We start from the raw sequence: 21948 nt of genomic DNA, 5'->3' as shown, positions 1-21948 counted from the left end.
ATGTGCGTTAGACAGAGCATGTGAACGTGCGCTCGCGCTTGAGCTCGCGCAGTGTCGGCGGGCAGGTGTTCGCCCTGATGCTGATCATCGTGACGCTCCTGGTGCTCGCCGCGGGGGCCACGCTGTCCCTCCAGGCGCGCGGCAGCCGGGACACCCAGGCCCGGGGCCGTGCGCTGACCGTCGCACGGACCGTCGCCGTCGCCCCCGGCGTCCAGCGGGCCCTGGAGTCCCGCGACCCCTCCAGGACCCTCCAGCCCTACGCCGAGAAGGTCCGGCGGCGGACCGGTGTCGACTACATCGTGGTGACCACTCCCCGGGGCATCCGCTGGAGCCATCCGAACCCCAAGCTGATCGGCAAGCGCGTCGACGGCAGCCTCTACCCGGCCACGGTGGGCCGGGCCTTCACCGACAAGACCCCGGGCGTCACCCGCCCGGCCCCCTCGATCCGGGCCGCCGTGCCGGTTACCAACGCCCGGGGCCGGGTGATCGGCGTCGTCAACGTCGGGGTCTCCATCCCCTCCGTGGCCCGCACGGTCGGCCGTCAGCTGCCGGTGATCTACGGCTCCACGGCCTTCGCCCTGCTCCTGGGCGGGGGCGGTGCGGCGCTCGTGGCCCGGCGGCTGCGGCGCCAGACCCACCGGCTCGGCCCAGCCGAGATCACCAGGATGTACGAACACCACCACGCCGTGCTGCGCTCGGTCCGGGAGGGGGTGCTGATCCTCGACGACGAGGGACGGCTGCTGCTCGCCAATGACGAGGCGCTGCGCCTGCTGGGTCTCGCACCCGACGCGCACGGACGGCAGATCACCGACGTCGGCCTGCCCCCGGAGATCGCCGGGCTGCTCGCCTCCGCACGCGAGGCCACCGACGAGGTGTACGAGGTCGGGAACCGGCTGCTGGCGGTCAACCAGCGCCCGGCGGAGCGGGACGGACAGCCCTGGGGCAGCGTCGCCACCCTGCGGGACACCACCGAGCTGCGCTCCCTGACGGACAAGGCCGACCGGGCCTACGCCCGCCTCCAGCTGCTGTACGAGGCCGGTGTCCGGGTGGGCAGCAGCCTCGACATGGAAGGCACCGCCCAGGAACTGACCCGGGTCGCCGTGCCGCGCTTCGCCGACTACGCCACCGTCGATCTGCACGAGGCCGTACTGGGCGGCGAGGAGCCGGGCGACCGGTCGCCGCTGCGCCGGACCGCCTTCAGTGGCGTGAGGCAGGACCCCCCGCTGCGCCGGGTCGGCGAGCGCGTCTCGTCCTTCCCCGTCACCCAGCGGGCCGGGGGCACCGGCCAGGCGCGCGTGTTCGCCGTCGGCGAGCTGCCGTCCTACGCCGACTGGACGCCCCAGGACCCGGAGCGGCTGGGGTGGGTGATGGAGTACGGCATCCACTCGCTGCTCACCGTGCCGCTCAGCGGGCGCGGCGTCCGGCTGGGCCAGGCGGCGTTCTGGCGCTCGGGGGACGCCCCGCCGTTCGACGAGGAGGACCGCACCTTCGCCGAGGAGCTGGCCGGTCAGGCGGCCGTCGCCATCGACAATGCCCGCCGCTACGCGCGCGAGCACGCCACCACCCTGGCCCTCCAGGAGAGCCTGCTGCCGCGCGGCCGCCCCGAGCAGCAGGCCGTCGTGGCCGCCCAGCGCTATCTGCCCGCCCCCGGCGGGGTGCGGGGCGACTGGTTCGACGTCATCCCGCTGTCCGGGGCCAGGGTCGCCCTCGTGGTCGGCGATGTCGTCGGCCACGGACTGCACGCCGCCGCGACCATGGGCCGGCTGCGCACCGCCGTGCGCAACTTCTCCGTCGTGGACCTTCCGCCCGATGAACTGCTCGCCCGGCTCGACGACGTGGTCGACCAGCTCGACCGGGAGGAGACCGCCGTGGGCGGCGGCGCCGGGGCCACCTGTCTGTACGCGGTCTACGACCCGGTCTCCCGGCACTGCACCCTGGCGCGGGCCGGTCATCCGCCCCCGGCCCTGGTCCGTCCCGACGGCTCGGTGACCTTCCTCGACCTGCCCGCAGGACCGCCGATGGGCCTCGGCGGACGGCTCTACGAGGCGGCCGAGACGGAGCTGCCCGAGGGCAGCCGTCTCGTCCTCTACACCGACGGGCTGGTCCGGGACCGCGAACGGGACATCGAGGCCGGGCTCGACCAGCTGCGGGACGCCCTCACCGATGCCGACCCCGACCCGGAGCGGGCCTGCGACTCCGTGATGGCCGCCCTGCTCTCGCCGCGCCGCACCGACGACGTCTGCCTGCTCATCGCCCGTACCACCGCCATGGACGCGCGCCGGGTGGCCTCGTGGGACCTCCCGGCGGACCCGGAGGTGGTGGGCCGGATGCGGGCGGCCGTCGCCCGCACCCTGGCCGAGTGGCACCTGGAGGAGGCCGCCTTCACCACCGAGCTGGTGGTCAGCGAGTTGCTGGGCAACGCCATCCGGCACGCGGTGGGTCCCGTGCGGCTGCGGCTGCTGCGCAACCGGGCGCTGATCTGCGAGGTCGCCGACGGCAGCACCACCGCGCCCCATCTGCGCCGGGCGGCCACCACCGACGAGGGCGGGCGCGGGCTGTTCCTCGTCGCCCAGATGGTCCAGCGCTGGGGCACCCGCTACACCAGCCGGGGCAAGATCATCTGGACCGAGCAGGACCTCCCGGCCGCGGCGCGCGCCCCGCGGTGACCAGGCGGTCAGGCCGAGGCCGTCGGCGCGCCCTCGCGCCGCTCCCATGCCACCTGCGCCAGATCGGCCATGGTGGCCACGAGGTCCGCCGCCTCCTCCACGCCGTTCAGATGCCGGTACTCCGAGCCCACCGTGATCACCAGCCGCTCGGGCAGGCCCAGCGACGGATAGGCGTTCTCGGCGATCAGGGTGCGGGCCGCCTCCAGGGCCGGTACCCCGGCCGTGTGCAGCTGCCGGGTGCGGTCCCGCAGATGCTCCAGATAGCCGATGTGGCCGTGGACCCCCTCCCGGTCGAGCACCGGGCCATGGCCGGGGACGATCACCTCGGCCCCGGTCGCGAGCACCCGCTCGCACGCGGAGATCACATTGTCCAGCGGGCCCGCCCAGTGCACCGCGTGGTCGCCGGGGTCCTGCGGACCGGAGGCGAAGATGACATCGCCGGTGAACGCCACCTTCTGCCGCGGCAGATACGCCACCAGATCGCCCGCGGTGTGCGCGGACTCCAGGCTGAACAGCCGCACCGGCACCTGGCCCACGCGCAGGTCGAGTTCGCCCACGAAGGTGAGCGTCGGCTCGACCACCTCGGTGGCGGACCAGTCGAACCGCCCGAAGTGCCGCTGGAGGTACCAGCCGAGCGGAGTCGCCGGATCGCTGCCGTGCACCAGGCCGTGCAGCTGTTGCGGCGAGGGCTCGTACTCGATGTGGCCGAGCGCCTCGCGGGTGGCGACGATCTCCGCGTCCGGTACGACCTCCGCGCCCCACAGGTGGTCGCCGTTGGCATGGGTGACGATCACCCGCTCGATCCGGCCCCCGTCGGGCAGCAGGGCACGGCTGTGCTGGAGGAACTCACCGGCCATCCGACGGTCGTAGGGGCTGTCGATCCAGGCGGCGTGGCCGTCGGGCGAGACGATCAGACCGCAGTTGGCCAGACCCCAGCCGGCGCTCGGGGTGGGGGACCAGATGTGCACACCGTCGGCCACGGTGAGGAGGGGGGATTGCGAGATCATGGACGCACACTATGCCCGAGCCACGCGCCCGCGGCAGGTGGCCCGCCCTCCCCGCGCGGTTCCCCGGCCGCCCGGCCACCGCCGCGTCGGGCCGTCCATCGGCGGGTCGGCCGTCAGGCCCGCCCATCGGCGGGTCGGTCGTCAGGCCGTCATCGGCAGGTCGGTCGGCCCGACCGGTGCCGGGAGCGTCGTGGAGCCCGCGAGATAGCGGTCCACGGCGGCCGCGGCCGAGCGGCCCTCGGCGATCGCCCAGACGATCAGCGACTGGCCACGGCCCGCGTCACCCGCCACGAACACCCCCTCCGCGCTGGTGGCGAAGGACGCGTCACGGGCGACGGTGCCGCGCTCGTCGAGCTCGAGACCGAGCTGGTCGATCAGCCCGCCGTCCCGCTCCGGGCCGCGGAAGCCGAGGGCCAGCAGCACCAGATCCGCGCGCAGCACCCGCTCCGTGCCCGGCCCGGGGCCGCCATCGGCACCGGTCCCGACCAGACGCAGCGCCCGGACGCCGCCGTGCGGCCGCTCCGCGTCCGGTGCGGTCCCCTCGAAGCGGACGGTGGCCGCGGAGAAGACCCGCGCGTCCACGTCCGCCTCCGGAGCGGCCGCCAGCTCCCGCGCCTCCTCATGGGCGGCGGACATCCGGTAGATCTTGGGGTAGGTGGGCCAGGGCTCGCCCTCGGCCCGCTCGTCGCCGGGCCGGGGGTGGATGTCCAGCTGGGTCACGGAGGCGGCGCCCTGCCGCAGCACGGTGCCCAGACAGTCCGCGCCGGTGTCCCCGCCACCGACGATGACCACATGCTTGCCCTCGGCGGTGATCGGCGGCCGGGCGTAGTCGCCCTCCAGCACCCGGTTGGCCATCGGCAGATACTCCATCGCCTGGTGGATCCCGGCCAACTCCCGGCCCGGGACGGGCAGTTCGCGCCAGGCCCGGGCGCCCACGGCTATCACGACCGCGTCGTAGCGCGCCCGGAGCTCGGCGGCGTCCATATCGGTGCCGACGTCCACGCCGGTACGGAACTTGGTGCCCTCCGCGCGCATCTGCTCCAGCCGCCGGTCCAGATGGCGCTTCTCCATCTTGAACTCGGGGATGCCGTAGCGGAGCAGTCCGCCCGCCCGGTCGTCGCGCTCGTACACCGCCACGGTGTGCCCCGCGCGGGTGAGCTGCTGGGCCGCGGCCAGGCCCGCGGGCCCCGAGCCGATGACGGCGACGGTCCGGCCGCTCAGCCGGTCCGGGGGCTTGGGGGTCACATGGCCGCTCTCCCAGGCCCGGTCGGCGATGGCCACCTCGACGTTCTTGATGGTGACCGCCGGCTGGTTGATGGCCAGCACACAGGCGCTCTCGCAGGGGGCCGGGCACAGCCGGCCGGTGAACTCGGGGAAGTTGTTGGTGGCGTGCAGCCGCTCGCTCGCGCGCAGCCAGTCGTCACGGGAGACCAGGTCGTTCCACTCCGGGATGAGGTTCCCCAGCGGGCAGCCCTCGTGGCAGAACGGGATGCCGCAGTCCATGCAGCGGCCCGCCTGCGCGTTGATGATCGGCAGCAGTCCGCCGGGCGCGGGAACCTCGTCCCAGTCCCGCACCCGCTCGTCCACCGGACGCCGGGGTGGAAGACGGCGCGGTGTGGTGAGGAAACCCTTGGGGTCGGCCATGACGACCTCCCCTTACCCGTGTCGTGGTCCGGCCGCTTTCACCCCACTGTACGACCGCTGGTCAGCCGGTCCAGGGTCGCCGCGGTCTCGGCCATGATCCGGTCCACCAGCTCCGCGCAGGAGGGCAGATCCCCGATCACCCCGGCCACCTGACCTGAGGCCATCACCCCCGTGTCGGTGCGGCCGTCCACCATCGACGCCTTCAGCAGCATCGGGGTGGTGGCGGCCAGCAGGACCTGGCTCCAGGTGAGGTCCTTGCCGTGCCGCATCGCCAGCCCGTCGCGCACCATCCGCGGCCAGCTCAGCCCGGCCAGCCGCCGGAACGCGGCGGCGTGGCGGACGGCGCGCAGGAGCGCGGCGGCGCGGCCGGAGCGCTCGAGGGAGTCGACCAGCTCGCTGCGGAGCATCCGGTGCGGGAGCCCGTCGACCGCCGTGGTGACGGTGACATCGGTGACCGCCGCCGCCAGATAGCGCGCCTTCACCGCGTCCGGGACCGTGCTGTCGGAGGTGAGCAGGAAGCGGGTGCCCATGGCGATCCCCGCCGCCCCGTAGGCGAGCGCGGCCGCCAGCCCCCGCCCGTCGTGGAAGCCGCCCGCGGCCACGACCGGGATGTCCACCGCGTCCACGACCTGGGGGAGCAGCACGGTGGTGGCCACCTGCCCGGTGTGGCCACCGCCCTCGGCACCCTGCACCACCACCGCGTCCGCGCCCCAGCCCGCCACCTTCTCCGCGTGGCGCCGGGCGCCCACGGACGGGATGACCACCACCCCCGCGTCCTTCAGCCGGTCGATCAGCTCACGTCTGGGAGCCAGCGCGAACGAGGCGACCCGTACCCCCTCCTCGACGAGGATCCGCACCCGCTCCCCGGCGTCCCCGGCGTCGGCGCGCAGATTGACGCCGAAGGGGGCGTCGGTGCGGGCGGCGACCTCGCGCACGGCCGAGCGCAGCCGCTCGGGCGACATGGTCGCGGAGGCCAGGATGCCCAGCGCCCCGGCGTTCGCCACGGCGGACACCAACCGGGGCCCGGCCACCCACCCCATGCCCGTCTGGACGATCGGATGGCGCACCCCGACGAGCCGGGTCAGCGGGGTGTCCATCAGGACGGCACCTCCCGCTCGCGGGCCCCCTCCGGGTCGATGACCTCCCGGATCAGCCGCAGCTCGGCGGGGGTCGGCTCCCGGGTGCACGGGACGTCGTCGGCGATGTCGAGGGGGAAGCCGGTGGCCTCCCGCACCGCCTCGGCGGTCACCCCCGGATGCAGGGAGCGCACCCGCAGGGTGCGGTCGGGCGTGGCGAAGTCGAGGACCGCCAGATCGGTCACCACACACCGGAGGTCATGGAAGCGGGCCGCGGCCGGCCCCGCGGCCGCCAGCCGGTCGTATCCCACCCCGCACACCATGTCGACACGTTCGACGAAGACCCGCCGTGAGTGCCGGGGCACCCAGTAACTCGTGGGGTTGTTCAGGGTGTTGACCGGCGCTCCCCGCACCCCCAGCAGTTGCCGTGTGGGCCGCTTCCAGTCGCCGATACAGCTGATGTTCTGGTTGCCGTGGCGGTCGAGCTGGCTCGCGCCCATCATCACGTGGCGCCGGCCGCCGGTGACCATCGCCAGGTGCGCCCGGTACGGCAGCCACCCCTCCACCACCTCGGGATCGCCGCCCACGATCATCGCCTCGCCGTCCGTCAGCATCAGCTCGGGCGCGAAGGTGAGCTTGGCCAGCCGGGCGCCGATCCTGGGCACCGCGCCCATCGGGGCGGCCAGGATCTCCCCGTCGCCCCGCCATGCCTCGGCACAGGCCACCACGCAGTACTCGGCCCGGGTCACCCCGCCGGTCATGCGCCCTCCCTCCCGAACGCCGCCACCGCGGCCCGGTACCGCTCCTCGTCCCCGGACAGAAACCGCTTCGTGAACTCCCGCCACGCCTCCGGGTCGGCGGCCGCCTTGGCGTACGCGCTCTGGAACGCCTCGTCCCGTCCGTAGTCGGGGACGCAGGAGGTGAAGTGCGCGCCCTGCGGGGCCTCGATCACACCGGTCACCGCATGCCGTTTGACCAGCAGTGTCCGCGGATCGCCCGCCTCCGCGAACTCGGAGGTGGTGACGACGCGTTCACAGCAGAGATACGTCTCGGCGGCCGCCTCGCAGAACAGGTCGTCGAAGTACGGATCGGGTCCGAGGTACTGCCCGTTGCCCTGTGCGTCCGCCCGGTTGAGGTGCACCAGCGCCACGTCCAGGCGCAGCGCGGGCACCGCGACCAGCTCCTCACCGTCCTCGTACGGCGATGTCACCGTCCGCAGGCCGGGGTTGACCGTCATGACGTCCGAGCCGAGTCCCGCGCGGACGGGCAGGAACGGCAGCCGGTGCACGGCGGCGGTCAGCCCCCACATCATCATCGCCTCGTCCAGCTCGGTCAGTTCGATGTCCCCCCGCTCGCGCGCCGCCCGGAAGTGCGGCTCCAGGGGGATCGAGTCGAGCGTCGCGAAGGCCGTCACCAGCTTGCGGATCTTCCCGGCGGCGGCCAGCAGCCCGACGTCGGGGCCGCCGAACGAGACCACGGTCAAATCGCCGACCTCCGACCGCAGCAGGGCGCGGACCAGCGCCATGGGCTTGCGCCGCGACCCCCAGCCGCCGATGCCGACCGTCATACCGCTGCGGATCCGGCCGACGGCCTCCTCGGCCGTCATCCTCTTGTCGGCCAACGCCGCTCACCCCTTCCCGGTGCTCCTGGCGACGAACGCGTCGCGGTGCCCGTCGGACAGGCCCGCCAGATTGGCCTCGAAGGTGAAGCCCTGCTCAAAGCGGTAGCTGTGACGCACATCGACCGGATCGATGCCGTTGATGGCCGCCTTCGCCAGCCGCAGCAGCGCACCGTCCTTGGCGGCGATCTCCCCGGCCAGCTCCAGCGCCGCCTCCCGCAACTCGGCGCGCGGCACGACCCGCCACACCGAGCCATGGCGGTGCAGCTCCTCGGCGGTCGCGGTGCGCGCCGTGTAGTACAGCGCGCGCATCAGGTGCGGCGGGACCAGCCGCGCCAGATGGGTGGCCGCGCCCAGCGCGCCCCGGTCCAGCTCGGGCAGGCCGAACGTGGCGTCCTCACTGGCCACGATCGCGTCGGCGTTACCCACCAGCCCGATGCCGCCGCCCAGGCAGAAGCCGTGGACGGCGGCGACGACCGGGACCGGGCAGTCGTAGACGGCGGCGAACGCCTCGGCGCATCCGTGGTTGGCGCCGATGAGCGCCGCATGGCCCTCGGCCGCCTGGATCTCCTTGATGTCCACGCCCGCGTTGAAGCCCCTGCCCTCGGCGGCCAGCACCACACAGCGCACCGACGGGTCGGCGCCCGCGGAGCGCAGTGCGTCGGCCAGCTCGTACCAGCCCCGCACGGGGAGGGCGTTGACGGGTGGGAAGTCCATGGCGACCAGGCGGACGCCGGCCGCGGGGGCGGAGGTGGAGACACCCATGAGCAGATCCGATACCTTTCCACCAAACATTTGTTAGGTGAGAAGGTAGCAGCGCTCATCGCACAGCGGGAGGTGTCTTGTGGCCGTCACCATCGATCTCGCCGGGCGCGTCGCCGTGGTCACCGGCGGCACGCGCGGTGTCGGAGCGGGGATCACCCGGGCCCTGCTCACCGCCGGGGCCGAGGTGGTGATCTGTGCGCGCCACGCCCCCGGCAAGCCCATCGAGGCGGACGGGCGCACGGCGCGCTTCGAACCGCTCGACGTCCGGGACCCGGACGCGGTCGAGGCGTTCTTCGCCCGGCTGCGCGGCTCCCACGGGCGGCTCGACCTGCTGGTCAACAACGCCGGGGGAAGCCCCTACGGGCTGATCGCCGAGGCCGGGCAGCGGCGCGCGGCGCGCGTCGTCGAACTCAATCTGATCGCTCCCATGACCGTCTCCCTGAGCGCGTACGAGCTGATGCGCCATCAGGAGGGCGGGGGCTCGATCGTGATGATCGGCAGCGTCAGCGGCACCCGGCCGTCCCCCGGCACCGGCCCCTATGGAGCCGCCAAGGCAGGGCTGGAGAACCTGGCCCGCACCCTGGCCGTGGAGTGGGCCCCCGCGGTCCGGGTCAACACGCTCGTGCTCGGCATGGTCCGCACCGAACTGTCGCATCTGCACTACGGGGACGAGGCGGGCATCGCCGCCGTCGGCCGGACCGTGCCGCTCGGGCGGCTGGCCGAGCCCGTCGAGGCCGGAGACGCCTGTGTGTTCCTCGCCTCGGGGCTGGCCGCGTACATCAGCGGCGCCAGCATCGCCATCCACGGAGGCGGGGAGCGCCCCGCGTTCCTCGACGCCGCAAGCGTCAACCAGCCGGCCCCCGGCACCGGCCGGGCAGAACCACGGGAGGACTGAGATGAGCGGACTGTGCGAGGGGCGCGTCACCGCCGTCACCGGAGCGGGCCGCGGCCTCGGGCGCGCCCACGCGCTCGCCTTCGCCGCCGAGGGCGCGAAGGTCGTCGTCAACGACCTCGGCGTGGCCCCGGACGGCGCCGGGGCGTCGGCGGGCCCGGCCCAGCAGGTCGTCGAGGAGATCCGGGCCGCGGGCGGGGAGGCGGTGGCGCACGGCGGCGACATCGCCACCACCGATGGCGCCGCCTCCCTCGTGGCCACCGCCCTCGACACCTACGGCCGGCTCGACACCCTCGTCAACAACGCCGGATTCCTGCGCGACCGGATGCTCGTCAACCTCGGCGAGGACGAGTGGGACGCGGTGATCCGCGTCCACCTCAAGGGCCACTTCCTGCCGCTGCGGCACGCCGCCGCCCACTGGCGCGCCGAGGCGAAGGCGGGCCGTACGCCGGTCGCTCGGGTGGTCAACACCAGCTCCGGGGCCGGGCTGCTGGGCAGCGTCGGACAGGGCAACTACTCCGCGGCCAAGGCCGGGATCCTCGGCCTGACCTCGGTGGCCGCCGCCGAACTCGGCCGCTACGGGGTCCAGGTCAACGCCATCGCACCGGCGGCCCGCACCCGGATGACCGAGACGACGTTCGCCGGTGACATGGCCGCGCCGGAGGACCCCGCCGCCTTCGACGCGATGGCCCCCGCCAATGTCTCACCGCTCGTCGTCTGGCTCGGCTCGGCCGCGTGCGCCGGGGTCACGGGCCGGGTCTTCGAGGCCGAGGCCGGGCGGATCACCGTCATGGAGGGCTGGCGGCCGGGCCCCACCGCCGACAAGGGCGCCCGCTGGACCCCCGCGGAGGCGGGCGAGGCCGCGCGGAAACTCCTCGCCGGAGCCGCACCGCCGGGGCCGGTGTACGGGGCACCCTGACGGGCCGTCCGGCCCCTGTGGGGTGGGGATGTCCCCCGTACGGGAAGGGCGGTAGCGGGATGGGAGCCCGGTGCGCCGCGACGGCACGATGATCCGCGAACGGCACAGGGCAACAAGGCAAGGAGCGGGTTCGTGTGGAGCCCCCCGGTGGTCCCCGCGCCGCTTCGCGCCCAAGGCCGGTGTCGCGGCCGCTACTCCGCCGCGGCCGTCAGTGTGGGCACACAGCCGGCCAGCCGCAGAAGGGTGCTGAAGCGCGAGGCGAGGACCGGATGGCCGTCCGCCGCGGGGTGCAGCCGGTCCGAGCCCTCGGCCTCCAGCATCAGCCGCGTATGGACGGGGCCGAACACATCGGGGCCGTGGAGGTAGTGCAGCCGCGTGTCGCCGTGGTCGCGCAGCAGGGTCACGGCCCGGCGTACGCGCGCCCGGCACTCGCGCATCGTCATCCCCGAAGGACCCGGCACCTCCTCCCGCTCGGGCGCGGTGATCGTGGACATCACGGCGAACGGGGTCGCGGGGTGGCCCTCGCGCACGGTGCGCACGAAACCGACGAGCGCCGAGACCAGCGCGTCGCGGCTGTGGCTGCCGAGCGCCTGGACGTTGACCCCGACGCAGAGGGTGAGGAGATCGGCCGGCAGATCCCGCATCAGCCGCGCCGTCATGGGCTCCAGACCGCTGGACCTGCCCAGGGCCAGCGAGGTGAGATCCCAGCCGTTCCGCCGGGCCACCAGGGCGGTCCAGGTCCGGCTGGGGGACGCGGCGCCGCGCCCCTGCGAGATGGAGCTGCCGCAGTGGACCCAGCGCGGCTGCGGCCCGGGGTCGTCGCCCGCCACGGCCGCGCCCGCCTCCACGGACAGTCCGCACAACCGGAACCGATGGTAGAACGGCAGCCACAGCTCGACCGTCGCCATCCGCCCCGGCAGCCCCTCGCACCGGAACTCGGCGTCCCCGCCGTGGGTTTCGAGCTTCACGGTGTGGGTCCGTCGCCCGTCGCACACCACATCGAGGTGGGCCCGCTCCTCGGGCCCGTTCAGCGTGGGCGCGGGGTCGGCCTGGTAGCGGCAGACGAGCGAGGAGCTGTCGGTGCGCAGCGTCACCCGCACCCCGGACGGCATCGCGGCCCGGCCCAGCCCGCCCTCGGGGAGATACAGCGCCGCCTCCTCGCGCGGCAGCCGCCAGGGGGCGGTCCATCCGGGACCCCGCCGCAGGGACACCGCGCCCCGGTAGCGCAACCGGGGGTCGTCGTGAGGGATCTCGAGCGAGGCGTCGAGCGAGGCGCGGGCGGGACGGGTCTGCATGGCCGCGAGTCTGGCACCCGCCTCGGACAAGTGGGGATAACGCGCCGCTCGGAGCTGCCGGGCTGTCCGACGGGAACCCCTAGGCCAAAGGGGTGATTTTCGGTACCCAGTGTGGTGAATCACCCCGCGCGTCGCTGTACTGGTCCTGACGACTGTGGGGTGCCCATCTCCCTGTCGGGGTCAGGACCGAGATCGTTTCCGCGTTCTCCGTTCCCGTCCTTCGGGCACCCCCGGCAGCGAGCGGCAGCCCCACCACCCTCACCCGAAGGGGCTGCATCATGTCAGTCGCAATCACTCCCGCCTCACCCGTGGCGTGTACCACGTTCACGGCGCAGGTCACCGCCATCCCCGCCGGGGTCAGCGCCGGAAACACCGCCACCTTCACCTACGACGGCCAGACCCAGACCGCGACCGTCGCCGCCAACGGGACCACCTCGCCGGTCACCTTCACCGCCGTGGGAACCGGGCCCCAGACCGTCACCGTGGTGTACACCAGCGGCGCCACCATCACCGGTACCGAGGTCGTCCCGGTCACCGTCACTCCCGCACCCCCCGGGACCCTGACGACCACCCTGACCGTCATGGGCACGACCACACACGCCAGCACGACCCTCACCTGCGCCGGCGGCACCTCCTCGATCAACGGCACGATCCAGTACACCCTGCCCGGCGGCGGGACGGTGTCGACGCCCGTCGTCAACGGCGTCGTGACCCCCGTCGACCTCGGGGTGCTGCTGACCTCGGGGCAGTCGGTGACGGCCACCTTCGTGGCGGCTGCCGGAACCTGCCCCGCGTGCACCTTCGCTCCGGTCACCACGAGCCTGTGCACGGTGGTGCTGCTGCCTCCGGCGGGGGTGGTCACGGCGGGCCAGCCGACCACTCTGCAGGCGCTGGTGCTGTGCAACGGTGTCCCGGTCAGTGGTGCCACGGTCTCCTTCTCCACTCCGAGTGGCACGTTGGGCACGGGGACGACGAACGCCTCCGGTCTGGCCTCGGCCACGGTCACCTTCCCCACTGCCGGGGCGACGACGGTGACCGCCACGGTTACCGCCACTCCCGCGGGCACCACCTGCAGCTGCACCGGGACGGCGTCGGCTCCGCTCCCCGTCGTGGTGGTGCCCGCGGCGGTCTGCACGGTGGTGCTGCTGCCTCCGGCGGGTGTGGTCACGGCGGGTCAGCCGACCACTCTTCAGGCGCTGGTGCTGTGCAATGGCGTCCCGGTCAGTGGTGCCACGGTCTCCTTCTCCACTCCGAGTGGCACGTTGGGCACGGGGACGACGAACGCCTCCGGTCTGGCCTCGGCCACGGTCACCTTCCCCACCGCCGGGGCGACGACGGTGACCGCCACGGTCACCGCCACGCCCGCCGGCAGCGCCTGCAACTGCACCGGATCGGCGTCCGTCCCCCTGCCCGTCGTCGTGCTGCCCGGGGCGCTCTGCACGGTGGTGCTGCTGCCGCCCGCCGGCCTGGTCACCGCGGGCCAGCCCACGACCCTTCAGGCGCTGGTGCTGTGCAATGGCGTCCCGGTCAGCGGTGCCACGGTCACCTTCTCCACTCCGAGCGGAACCCTGGGGACCGGGACGACGAACGCCGCCGGTCTGGCCTCGGCCACGGTCACCTTCCCCACCGCCGGGGCGACGACGGTGACCGCCACGGTCACCGCCACGCCCGCCGGCAGCGCCTGCAACTGCACCGGATCGGCGTCCGTCCCCCTGCCCGTCGTCGTGCTGCCCGGGGCGCTCTGCACGGTGGTGCTGCTGCCGCCCGCCGGCCTGGTCACCGCGGGCCAGCCCACGACCCTTCAGGCGCTGGTGCTGTGCAATGGCGTCCCGGTCAGCGGTGCCACGGTCACCTTCTCCACTCCGAGCGGAACCCTGGGGACCGGCACGACGAACGCCGCCGGTCTGGCCTCGGCCACGGTCACCTTCCCCACCGCCGGGGCGACGACGGTGACCGCCACGGTCACCGCCACGCCCGCCGGCAGCGCCTGCAACTGCACCGGATCGGCGTCCGTCCCCCTGCCCGTCGTCGTGCTGCCCGGGGCGACAACGCCGGGGCCGCTCCAGGCACTTCCCGCCTGCTGGCGGATCAGCCTGACCAACCCGACCCTCTTCCCGACCACCCTGACGGCCAAGGTGACGCCGCCGACCGCGGGCATCTCCGTGCAGTTCCTCGTGGGCGGCGTGCCCGTGGGGACGGCGACGACCGATGCGACCGGCACCGCCACCCTCCCGGTGAACCTCACCGCGTTGCAGATCCTCAACACGACCTACCAGGCGACCGCCGTCATCGGAGGCACCACGGTCACCTCTACAGCCTCCCTGCTGCCGTGCGTCCCGCCGGTGTGACCGTGGTCCACGGGTGAACCGGTACCAGTGAGGTGAACCCGTACCAGTGAAATGGGCTGTCCCCCGTCGTGCGAGTACGGGGGGCAGCCCGCCTCCAGTATGCCGCCCGACATTCTTCGCGTAGCATGATGAAACCAGACAAAAGCACCGCATCGCGCGATGGCAGGAGGGGCGCCGGATGGCCGAGGCAGACGCCGTCGTCGTCGGGTCCGGTGTCAACGGGCTGGTCGCCGCCGCGGAGCTGGCCCTGGCCGGATGGTCCGTCATCCTGGTGGAGCGCGAACCGGACATCGGCGGGTTCATCGCCACCGAGGAGCGCACCCTGCCGGGCTACCTCCACGACACCTACTCCTCCTGGCATCCGCTGTTCGTCTCCGGCCCGGCGTTCGCACGTCTGGGGGAGCCCTTGCGACGGCATGGGCTGGAGTACCGCAACACCGACGAGTGGGCCATCGCCAGCGTGGCCGACGACGGCAGGGTCACGCTCGCCCACCGCGATCCGGAGCGCACCGCCGATGGTTTTGCTCACCAAGCGGACCGGGCCGCGTATCTGGCCGCGCTCGGTCGGCTGGGCGCCAACATGGAGGCGATCGGCGGTCTGATGGGCGGTGAGCTCCGCTCACCGGCCGCCCTCCGCCACGCGGCCGCCCTGCTGCGCGGCGGCGGGCGGCAGGGGGTGGAGCGGTGGGTACGCCAGGTGGCCGCCAGCGGCCGTGGGTACCTGCGCGCGGAGTTCCGCGGGGACGAGGTGGACCACCTCTTCGCCCCGTGGCTGCTGCACGCGGGCCTGTCACCGGACCACGCGTCGGGCGGATTCCTGGTGACGCTGTTCGCCGCCACCCTGCATGGCGCCGGGGTGCCGGTGGTGGCCGGGGGCGCGGGCCGGTTCCTCGACGCCTTCAGGTCGCTGCTGACGACGACGGGCGTACGGGTGGAGACCGGCACCCGGGTCGACCGCATCCTCGTCGAGCGGGGCCGCGCCGTGGGAGTGGCGGCGGGCGCCCGGGTCTTCCGCGCCCGCCGTGCGGTCCTCGCCTCGGTGACCCCCACCGCCCTGTACGGCACCCTCCTTCCGGAGGGCTCGGTGCGCCCCGAACCGCGCGACGAGGCGCGGCGATTCCGTTACGGCCGCGCCGCGATGCAGATCCATGTCGCGCTCTCCGAGCCGCTCGGCTGGCGCGACGCACGGCTGAACACGATCCCGCTGGTGCACCTGACCGACGGTTCGGGCAGCACCGGTATCGCCTGCGCCGAGGCCGAGGCGGGCCTGCTGCCCCGGCGGCCCACGGTGGTGGTCGGGCAGCAGTACGTGCTGGACCCCGGCCGGGTGCCGCCCGGGGCCGCCGCGCTGTGGCTCCAGTTGCAGGAGGTGCCGTACACCCCGCGCGGTGACGCGGCCGGTGAACTGGACACCGCTCAGGGCTGGAGCCCGGAGCTGGCCCATGGCTACGCCGACCGGGTGCTGGACCGGATCGCCCGGCACGCACCCGATCTGCCCGGCAAGGTCCTCGCCGTCGACGTCATCGCGCCCCCGGACCTCGCCCGCCGGAACCCCAACGCGGTCGATGGCGACCCGTACGGTGGTTCCCTCGAACTCGACCAGAGCTTTCTCTGGCGCCCCCTGCCCGCCTCCGGACGGCATGCGACCGATATCGACGGGCTCTGGCACATCGGCGCGTCCACTCACCCGGGGCCCGGGCTGGGCGGTGTCTCCGGGCACATGGTCGCCACCGCGCTCACCAAAGGGCCGCGTTTCGCGCGCCTGGCGCGGCTCTCACCCGGACGAAGGCTCAGAGGCTGACGCCGTGTGACCGCAGATAGGCGAGCGGATTGATGTCCGAGCCGTAGCCGGGGCCGGTGCGGATCTCGAAGTGGAGATGCGGTCCGGTGGCATTGCCCGTCGAGCCGGAACGGCCGATCTGCTGGCCGCCGTTGACGCTCTGCCCGGCCCGCACCGACAGCTGCGAGAGATGGGCGTACTGGCTGTACTTGCCGTCCGGATGCCGGATGACCACCTGATAGCCGTACGCGTCGCCCCAGCCCGCCGAGACCACATGGCCCGAGCCCACGGCCTTCACCGAGGTGCCGATGCCCACGGGGAAGTCCACCCCCGTGTGGTAGCCGCTCGACCAGCTGGAGCCGGCCGCCCGGTAGGCGGTGCTCGGGCTGACACCGCTGACGGGAGCGGTGAAGCCCGAGGAGACGACGGGCTTGGCGGCCCGCTCCCGGCTGGTGTGCTTCTCGGCCTTCGGGTGCGGCGCGGGCTTCGGCTTCGGCTTCGCCTTGGCCTTGTGGTGGGGCTCGGGGTCCGCCTTGGGCTTGGCGGTGGCCTTACCGCCCCTGAGAGAGAGCTTCTGACCGGGGTAGATCAGATCGGGATCGCCGCCGATCGTCTCGCGGTTGGTCTCGTAGAGCGCCTCCCAGCCGCCGTTGACGTCGTGGGTGTCGGCGATACGGGACAGCGAGTCACCGCTGACGACCACATAGCGGCCGGACTTCGAGGAGGCGCGCCCCGGGAGACTGGTGGGCGTGGGCTTGCTCGCCGCGGCCTGCTGGGCCTTCTCCGGCCGATGGGTCTGCTCGACCGGGGCGGCGGCCGTCCTGACGGCCTTCTGGGCGCTCTGCTGCGGCGCCGCGTCGTCCCGCGTCAGACCGGCCTTGCCCGAACACACCGGCCACGCGCCGGGGCCTTGGCCGTCGAGCACCTTCTCCGCGATCGCGATCTGCTGGTCCTTGGTGGCCAGATCGGCCCGTGCCGCGTACGCCGTGCCGCCGTACGCCGCCCATGTGCTCTGCGTGAACTGCAGCCCGCCGTAGAAGCCGTTGCCGGTGTTGATGTCCCAGTTGTCGGTGGACTCGCACTGGGCCACCTTGTCCCAGGTTTCGCCCGAGGCCGCGGACGCGCCCGCGGCACCGATGAGTGGAAGGGCGATTCCGGCGCCGCCCGCCGTGACGCTCAGCGAGGCACGGGAGATGCGGTTGGGCTTGTAGCGGCGGTGGCGTCCCCGTAAGGGCATGGACGGCTCCTTCTCGTGCTGCCGGGTGCGGCGAGCTGCCGGGCGGGCCAAAGATAAGGGGACCGATTTGGCCACAACAAGAGGGAGTTCACCTGGAAAGAGGGCCACAGCGCGCTGTGCTGCGGCCCTCTTCCGGTTATGTGATGTGCATCACATCGAATTCGGTCGGTGGTTCGGGCGGGACACAGGGTGACCGGCCCGCCCCGGCCACCAGGAGAACGACCCGGCGGAGGGCTCGGACGGGGTGAACGGCTCGCCCACGGCCCGGACTCCGCCTCGCCCCCCGCACAGCGAGCCGCCGCCCGCGACCGGTGGTCCCGGGCGGCGGCGTACCGCGATCTGCCGAGGAGTTACCGGCGCACGGCGAGCGACACCGCGAAGCGGCCCTCCGCGTCGGTCCACCAGCGCCGCGACTCCATCCCCGCGGCGGCCAGTTCGGCCCGTACCTTCTCCTCCCGGAACTTGGCGGACACCTCGGTGCGGACCTCCTCCCCGGCCGTGAAGTGGACCGCGAGATCCATGGCGGGGATCTTCGCGGTGAGCTCCTTACGGGCCCTGAGCCGCATCTCGATCCACTCCTCCTCGGCGTTCCACACCGCCACGTGGTCGAAGTCGGAGGGGTCGAAGTCGGCGCCCAGTTCGCGGTCGAGCACCGTCAGCACGTTCTTGTTGAACGCCGCGGTGACCCCCTGGGCGTCGTCGTAGGCGGAGACGAGCGTGGCCTCGTCCTTGACCAGGTCGGTGCCGAGCAGCAGCGCGTCGCCGGGCGCGAGCAGTTCGCTCACCGAGGCGAAGAAGGCGGCGCGCTCCGCCGGCAGCAGATTGCCGATGGTGCCCCCGAGGAAGGCCAGCAGCCTCGGCCCCGGGGTGTCGTCGGGCAGCGCGAGTCCGTTCATGAAGTCGGCCACCAGCGCGTGCACCGTCAGCCGTGGACGCTCGGCCAGCAGGCCCTCCCCGGCCAGTTCCAGCGCGCTCTCGCTCACGTCGACGGGGACGTAGACGTGCAGATCCGGCAGTGCCCGGATCAGGTGGCGGGTCTTCTCGGAGGAGCCGGAGCCCAGTTCTATGAGGGTGCGGGCCCCGGTGGCGTCGGCGATCTCCGCCGAGCGGGCGACGAGGATCTCCCGCTCGGCGCGGGTCGGGTAGTACTCGGGCAGCCGGGTGATCTCTTCGAAGAGCGCGCTTCCCCGGGCGTCGTAGAACCACTTGGGCGGAAGCTGTTTGGGGGTGCTGGTCAGCCCGTCGGCCACATCGGCGCGCAGCGCGGCCGCGGTGGCATCGGCGGGCAGGGTGCGGGTGACGGTGAAGGGGCTCAACGGGAAGCCTCCTTGAGTGCGGTGAGCAGTACATCGGTGCGGGTGGCGGTGAGCAGGGTGCGGTCGGGGACCTCGGTCCAGCCGGGGTCCTGGTCGTACGGCTCGGAGGCCACCACCACGCCCCGCTCCGGATCGGCCAGGTACCACAGCGTGTCGCCCCAGGCGGTGGCGGCGATGGTCTCGCCGTCCATGAGCAGCAGATTGAGCCGTGAGTCGGGGGAGGCGCCGGCGAGCTGCCGGGCGGCCTCGGCCAGCGCCTCCGGCGGCGCGTGGCCCAGCCGCAGCCGGTGCAGCACCAGCGCCCAGACGAACGCCGAGTCGCACCGCGCCTCCAGGCCGAGCAGATCCGCCGGTGGCAGCGCGGCGGCGAGGTCCGCGACCGCGTGCGGCCAGCCGCGGATCGCCCCGTTGTGGCTGAACAGCCAGGTCCCCGAGGCGAACGGCGAGGCGCCCGCCTCGCCGTCCGCGCTCGCCTCGGTGGCATCCCTCACGGCGGCCATCAGCGCCCCGGTGCGCACCACGCGGGCCAGGTCGGCGAACGACAGATCGCCCCAGATGGGCCCGGCGCGGCGGTAGCGCGCGGGCACCGGGTCGCCCGACGCGTACCAGCCGACGCCGAACCCGTCGGCGTTGACCGTGCCGTGCGCCTGCCGCCGCGGCGCCCACGACTGCCGGAACAGGCTGTGCGCGGGCGCCACGACCACCTCGCCGATGGCGGTCCGCGGCCCGAGGTAGGCCAGGTGCCGGCACATCAGGAAGCGTCCCGCGCGGTGCGGAAGCCGGCGAAGATCTGCCGGCGGACCGGCAGGTCCCAGTTGCGGAACGTGCCCCGGCAGGCGACCTCGTCCACCGCGAAGGAACCGCCGCGCAGCACCTTGTGCGCCGGGCCGAAGAACACTTGCGAGTACTCGCGGTAGGGGAAGGCGCGGAACCCCGGATAGGGCAGGAAGTCGCTCGAGGTCCACTCCCACACATCGCCGATCAGCTGCCGCACCCCCAGCGGGGAGGCACCCAGCGGATAGCTGCCGGCCGCCGCGGGCCGCAGATGGCGCTGGCCCAGGTTGGCGTGGACGGGCGTGGGATCCTCGTCGCCCCACGGGTAGCGCCGGGACCGGCCGCTCTCCGGGTCGTGGCGGGCGGCCTTCTCCCACTCCTCCTCGGTCGGCAGCCGCCGCCCCGCCCAGCGGGCGTAGGCGTCCGCCTCGTACCAGCTCACATGCACCACCGGCTCATCCGGCGGCACCGGCTCCGTCACCCCGAACCGCCGGCGCAGCCACTGCCCGCCCTCGCGCCGCCAGAACAGCGGGGCGGCGAGGCCGTGCTCCTGGATGTACGCCCAGCCATCTGCCGTCCACCAGCGCCGCTCGGTGTAGCCGCCGTCCGCGATGAACCGCTGGTACGCGCCGTTGGTCACCGGAGTGGTGTCGATGTGGAAGGCCGGGACCAGCCGGTGGTGCGCGGGCCGCTCGTTGTCCAGGGCCCAGGGCTCGGCCGAGGTGCCCATGGTGAACGGGCCGCCCGGGACCAGCACCTCCTCGGGCAGCGCCGCGCCGTCCGCCGTGTCGGGCGGCGGCGGGGCGGTGAGCGCGGCGGGTCCGCGGCGCAGCTGGTGGGTGATGAGCATCGTCTCGTCGTGCTGCTGCTCGTGCTGGGCGATCATGCCGAAGGCGAAGCCCGCGTCCACCAGCGGGGCGCCGCGCAGCTCGATCCGCTCCAGGACGTCCAGCACCCGGCCGCGCACCTCATGGACATAGCCGCGGGCCTCGGCGGGCGCCAGCAGCGGCAGGGTGGGCCGCTCGGCGCGCGGATGCTCGAAGGCGTCGTATATGGAGTCGATCTCGGGGCGCAGGGCGTCACGTCCGCCGACCGCGCGCAGCAGCCACTGCTCCTCCTGGTTGCCGATGTGCGCCAGATCCCACACCAGCGGGGACATCAAAGGGGAGTGCTGGGCGGTGAGGTCGGGCTCGTCCACGCAGGTGGTGAGGGTGTGGGTGCGGTCGCGCGCGGTGCGCAGCGCCTTCTCGGCGCGCCGGCGCAGCGTCTCGGGGTCGATGGTGGGATCGGAATCGGGGGCGGTCATGACCGTCCCTCCTTACCGGTGAGGGGAGCGAGCAGATCGTCGGCGGGACATCGGCCGCGGAGCACATAGCGGTCGGTGAAGGCGGCGACGGCGGCCGTGATGGCGGGGGAGGCGCCGATACGCGGCAGCGCCTCCAGCGCCGTGGTGAAGCAGCTGACGGCGGCGGTGCGCAACTCGGGGTCGGCCAGACCGTGGCGGGCCGCGGCGCGCCACAGCGGATTGCCCGGTGCGGGGCGGGCGCCCGCGGTCTCGGCGAGCGGCTTCACCACCCGGTAAACCGTTTCAGCAGCCTCGGGATCGTCGAAGAGCGCGACCGTGACGGCGAGGGGGACGATCCATCCGTCCTCACCGCTCTGCGCGTCGATCATGCGCAGTTCCAGATGGCCGCGCGGGCGGACGGGGGGAAAGAGCGTGGAGATGTGGAAGTCGAGGTCGTCATGGGTGGGTGGCCGGGGCAGCCCCGTCCGGGCCCACCGGCGGAAGGTCACCCCGGACGGCACCGTCCAGGGCGCCTTCTCGTCCCGGATGGCCATCACGGGCGCGTCCAGCACGTAGTGGGACCAGGCCGTACGGGGATCCCGGCCGTCGGCCGGGGCGTGGGTGCGTCCGGGCTCCATCGCCGTCCACAGCGCCTGCCGGGTGGAGCGGTAGCCCGTGGGGCGGCCCTGGCGCAGGGGCGAGTTGGCGAACGCGGCGGTCAGCACCGCGCCCAGCAGATGGGCGAGCCGCCAGCGCCGTGCCATGCCGAGCGGTCCGGGCTCCTCGTGCCCGGCGTCCACGCAGACCTGCACGGAGGCGGTGTTGCACATCATGGAGCGCCCGGCAGGCCCCCGGCGGTCGAAGTAGGACTCCATGCACTCGTACCGGGGCGTGGTGAGGAAGCGTCTCGGTGGGCGCCAGGGGTCATGTCCGTGGCCGGCGAGACCGAGTCCGAGGCCGGTGAGTACGGAACGTACGAGGACCAGATCGGCGGCCGCGGACTCCACACACGCGGTGAGGGAGTCGGCCGGGAGGGAGCTGAGCTCCACCTGACCGCCGGGTTCGAAGGTGATGGCGGACCGCAGCGGCAGTCCGCGCAGGGCGGTGACCGCGGCTTCGAGCCGGGCCGCCTCGATGGGTCGTGCGGGGTCGTGCGGGTCGTACATGAGCCATTCGAGTTCGACGCCGATGCGGCGCGGCGGCCCGGTCTTGAAACAGATGCCGTGCAGCCTGGCCTCCATCTCGGCCTCGCTGATCGCCTTGTCGTCGGGCACAGTCGTCATCTCCCGTCCCGTTCCGGCAACGGCTCGCTGGGAAACGAGCCGA

17 protein-coding genes are annotated in these 21948 nt (G+C 73.5%); 5 read left to right on the top strand and 12 right to left on the bottom strand.

Translation table 11 applies throughout. The annotated features are described in order from the left end of the window. Positions 1-77 precede the first annotated feature (77 nt). Complete coding sequence (locus IEJ02_RS18340; protein ID WP_498067039.1) at positions 78-2666, top strand: SpoIIE family protein phosphatase; 2589 nt, start codon at positions 78-80, stop codon at positions 2664-2666. Between the two features lie 8 nt (positions 2667-2674). On the opposite strand, the gene IEJ02_RS18335 is transcribed toward IEJ02_RS18340, so the two are convergent. The 6 genes from IEJ02_RS18335 to IEJ02_RS18310 form a co-directional block, all read right to left on the bottom strand. After that, complete coding sequence (locus tag IEJ02_RS18335; protein ID WP_191065857.1) at positions 2675-3673, bottom strand: MBL fold metallo-hydrolase; 999 nt, start codon at positions 3671-3673, stop codon at positions 2675-2677. A gap of 141 nt (positions 3674-3814) precedes the next feature. Further along, positions 3815-5317: a glutamate synthase subunit beta gene (locus IEJ02_RS18330; protein WP_191065856.1), complete on the bottom strand. Its 1503-nt coding sequence runs from the start codon at positions 5315-5317 to the stop codon at positions 3815-3817. A gap of 38 nt (positions 5318-5355) precedes the next feature. Beyond that, positions 5356-6414 (bottom strand): NAD(P)H-dependent flavin oxidoreductase, encoded by a 1059-nt coding sequence (locus IEJ02_RS18325; protein ID WP_191065855.1) that lies wholly within the window; start codon positions 6412-6414, stop codon positions 5356-5358. After that, positions 6414-7154: a CoA-transferase subunit beta gene (locus tag IEJ02_RS18320; RefSeq protein ID WP_191065854.1), complete on the bottom strand. Its 741-nt coding sequence runs from the start codon at positions 7152-7154 to the stop codon at positions 6414-6416. The genes IEJ02_RS18325 and IEJ02_RS18320 overlap by 1 nt, the downstream gene beginning before the upstream one ends. Continuing rightward, positions 7151-8014 (bottom strand): CoA transferase subunit A, encoded by an 864-nt coding sequence (locus tag IEJ02_RS18315; RefSeq protein WP_369075650.1) that lies wholly within the window; start codon positions 8012-8014, stop codon positions 7151-7153. Before IEJ02_RS18315 ends, IEJ02_RS18320 begins: the two co-directional genes overlap by 4 nt. A 6-nt stretch (positions 8015-8020) precedes the next feature. Then, a complete protein-coding gene (locus tag IEJ02_RS18310; protein WP_191065853.1) occupies positions 8021-8776 on the bottom strand; it encodes an enoyl-CoA hydratase family protein in 756 nt (251 codons plus the stop codon). A gap of 79 nt (positions 8777-8855) precedes the next feature. Here IEJ02_RS18310 and IEJ02_RS18305 point away from each other — a divergent pair, with 79 nt between their 5' ends. Beyond that, entirely contained in the window at positions 8856-9671 is an 816-nt protein-coding gene (locus IEJ02_RS18305; protein ID WP_191065852.1) for an SDR family oxidoreductase, read from the top strand. Between the two features lies 1 nt (position 9672). Then, positions 9673-10587: an SDR family oxidoreductase gene (locus tag IEJ02_RS18300; protein WP_191065851.1), complete on the top strand. Its 915-nt coding sequence runs from the start codon at positions 9673-9675 to the stop codon at positions 10585-10587. A 191-nt stretch (positions 10588-10778) separates the two neighbouring features. On the opposite strand, the gene IEJ02_RS18295 is transcribed toward IEJ02_RS18300, so the two are convergent. After that, positions 10779-11882 carry an SGNH/GDSL hydrolase family protein gene (locus tag IEJ02_RS18295; RefSeq protein ID WP_191065850.1) on the bottom strand — a complete coding sequence of 368 codons (1104 nt, stop codon included), beginning with the start codon at positions 11880-11882 and terminating at the stop codon, positions 10779-10781. Positions 11883-12160: 278 nt separating this feature from the next. On the opposite strand from IEJ02_RS18295, the gene IEJ02_RS18290 reads away from it, so the two are divergent. Beyond that, positions 12161-14230, top strand: a complete 2070-nt coding sequence (locus IEJ02_RS18290) for an Ig-like domain-containing protein (protein WP_191065849.1) — start codon at positions 12161-12163, stop codon at positions 14228-14230. Between the two features lie 178 nt (positions 14231-14408). Further along, entirely contained in the window at positions 14409-16031 is a 1623-nt protein-coding gene (locus IEJ02_RS18285; RefSeq protein WP_191065848.1) for a phytoene desaturase family protein, read from the top strand. Here IEJ02_RS18285 and IEJ02_RS18280 read toward each other — a convergent pair. The 5 genes from IEJ02_RS18280 to egtA all read right to left on the bottom strand — a co-directional run bounded on the left by IEJ02_RS18280 (position 16021) and on the right by egtA (position 21905). After that, positions 16021-17247, bottom strand: coding sequence for a transglycosylase family protein (locus IEJ02_RS18280; protein ID WP_191065847.1), 1227 nt, complete (start codon positions 17245-17247; stop codon positions 16021-16023). The genes IEJ02_RS18285 and IEJ02_RS18280 overlap by 11 nt on opposite strands. A gap of 350 nt (positions 17248-17597) precedes the next feature. After that, positions 17598-18563: an L-histidine N(alpha)-methyltransferase gene (egtD, locus tag IEJ02_RS18275; RefSeq protein WP_191065846.1), complete on the bottom strand. Its 966-nt coding sequence runs from the start codon at positions 18561-18563 to the stop codon at positions 17598-17600. Beyond that, the gene (gene egtC, locus IEJ02_RS18270) at positions 18560-19315 is read right to left on the bottom strand and encodes an ergothioneine biosynthesis protein EgtC (RefSeq protein WP_191065845.1); all 756 of its coding nucleotides are present in this window, start codon (positions 19313-19315) and stop codon (positions 18560-18562) included. The genes egtD and egtC overlap by 4 nt, the downstream gene beginning before the upstream one ends. Further along, entirely contained in the window at positions 19315-20643 is a 1329-nt protein-coding gene (egtB, locus tag IEJ02_RS18265) for an ergothioneine biosynthesis protein EgtB (protein WP_191065844.1), read from the bottom strand. Before egtB ends, egtC begins: the two co-directional genes overlap by 1 nt. Beyond that, positions 20640-21905 carry an ergothioneine biosynthesis glutamate--cysteine ligase EgtA gene (gene egtA, locus IEJ02_RS18260; RefSeq protein WP_191065843.1) on the bottom strand — a complete coding sequence of 422 codons (1266 nt, stop codon included), beginning with the start codon at positions 21903-21905 and terminating at the stop codon, positions 20640-20642. Before egtA ends, egtB begins: the two co-directional genes overlap by 4 nt. Between the last annotated feature and the right edge of the window lie 43 nt (positions 21906-21948).

Origin of the sequence: Streptomyces sp. 5-10, assembly GCF_014712245.1 — a bacterium.
GTDB lineage: Bacteria > Actinomycetota > Actinomycetes > Streptomycetales > Streptomycetaceae > Streptomyces > Streptomyces violaceusniger.
Note: the sequence above shows the minus strand (reverse complement) of the source record. Positions and strands in the feature narration are given on the sequence as shown.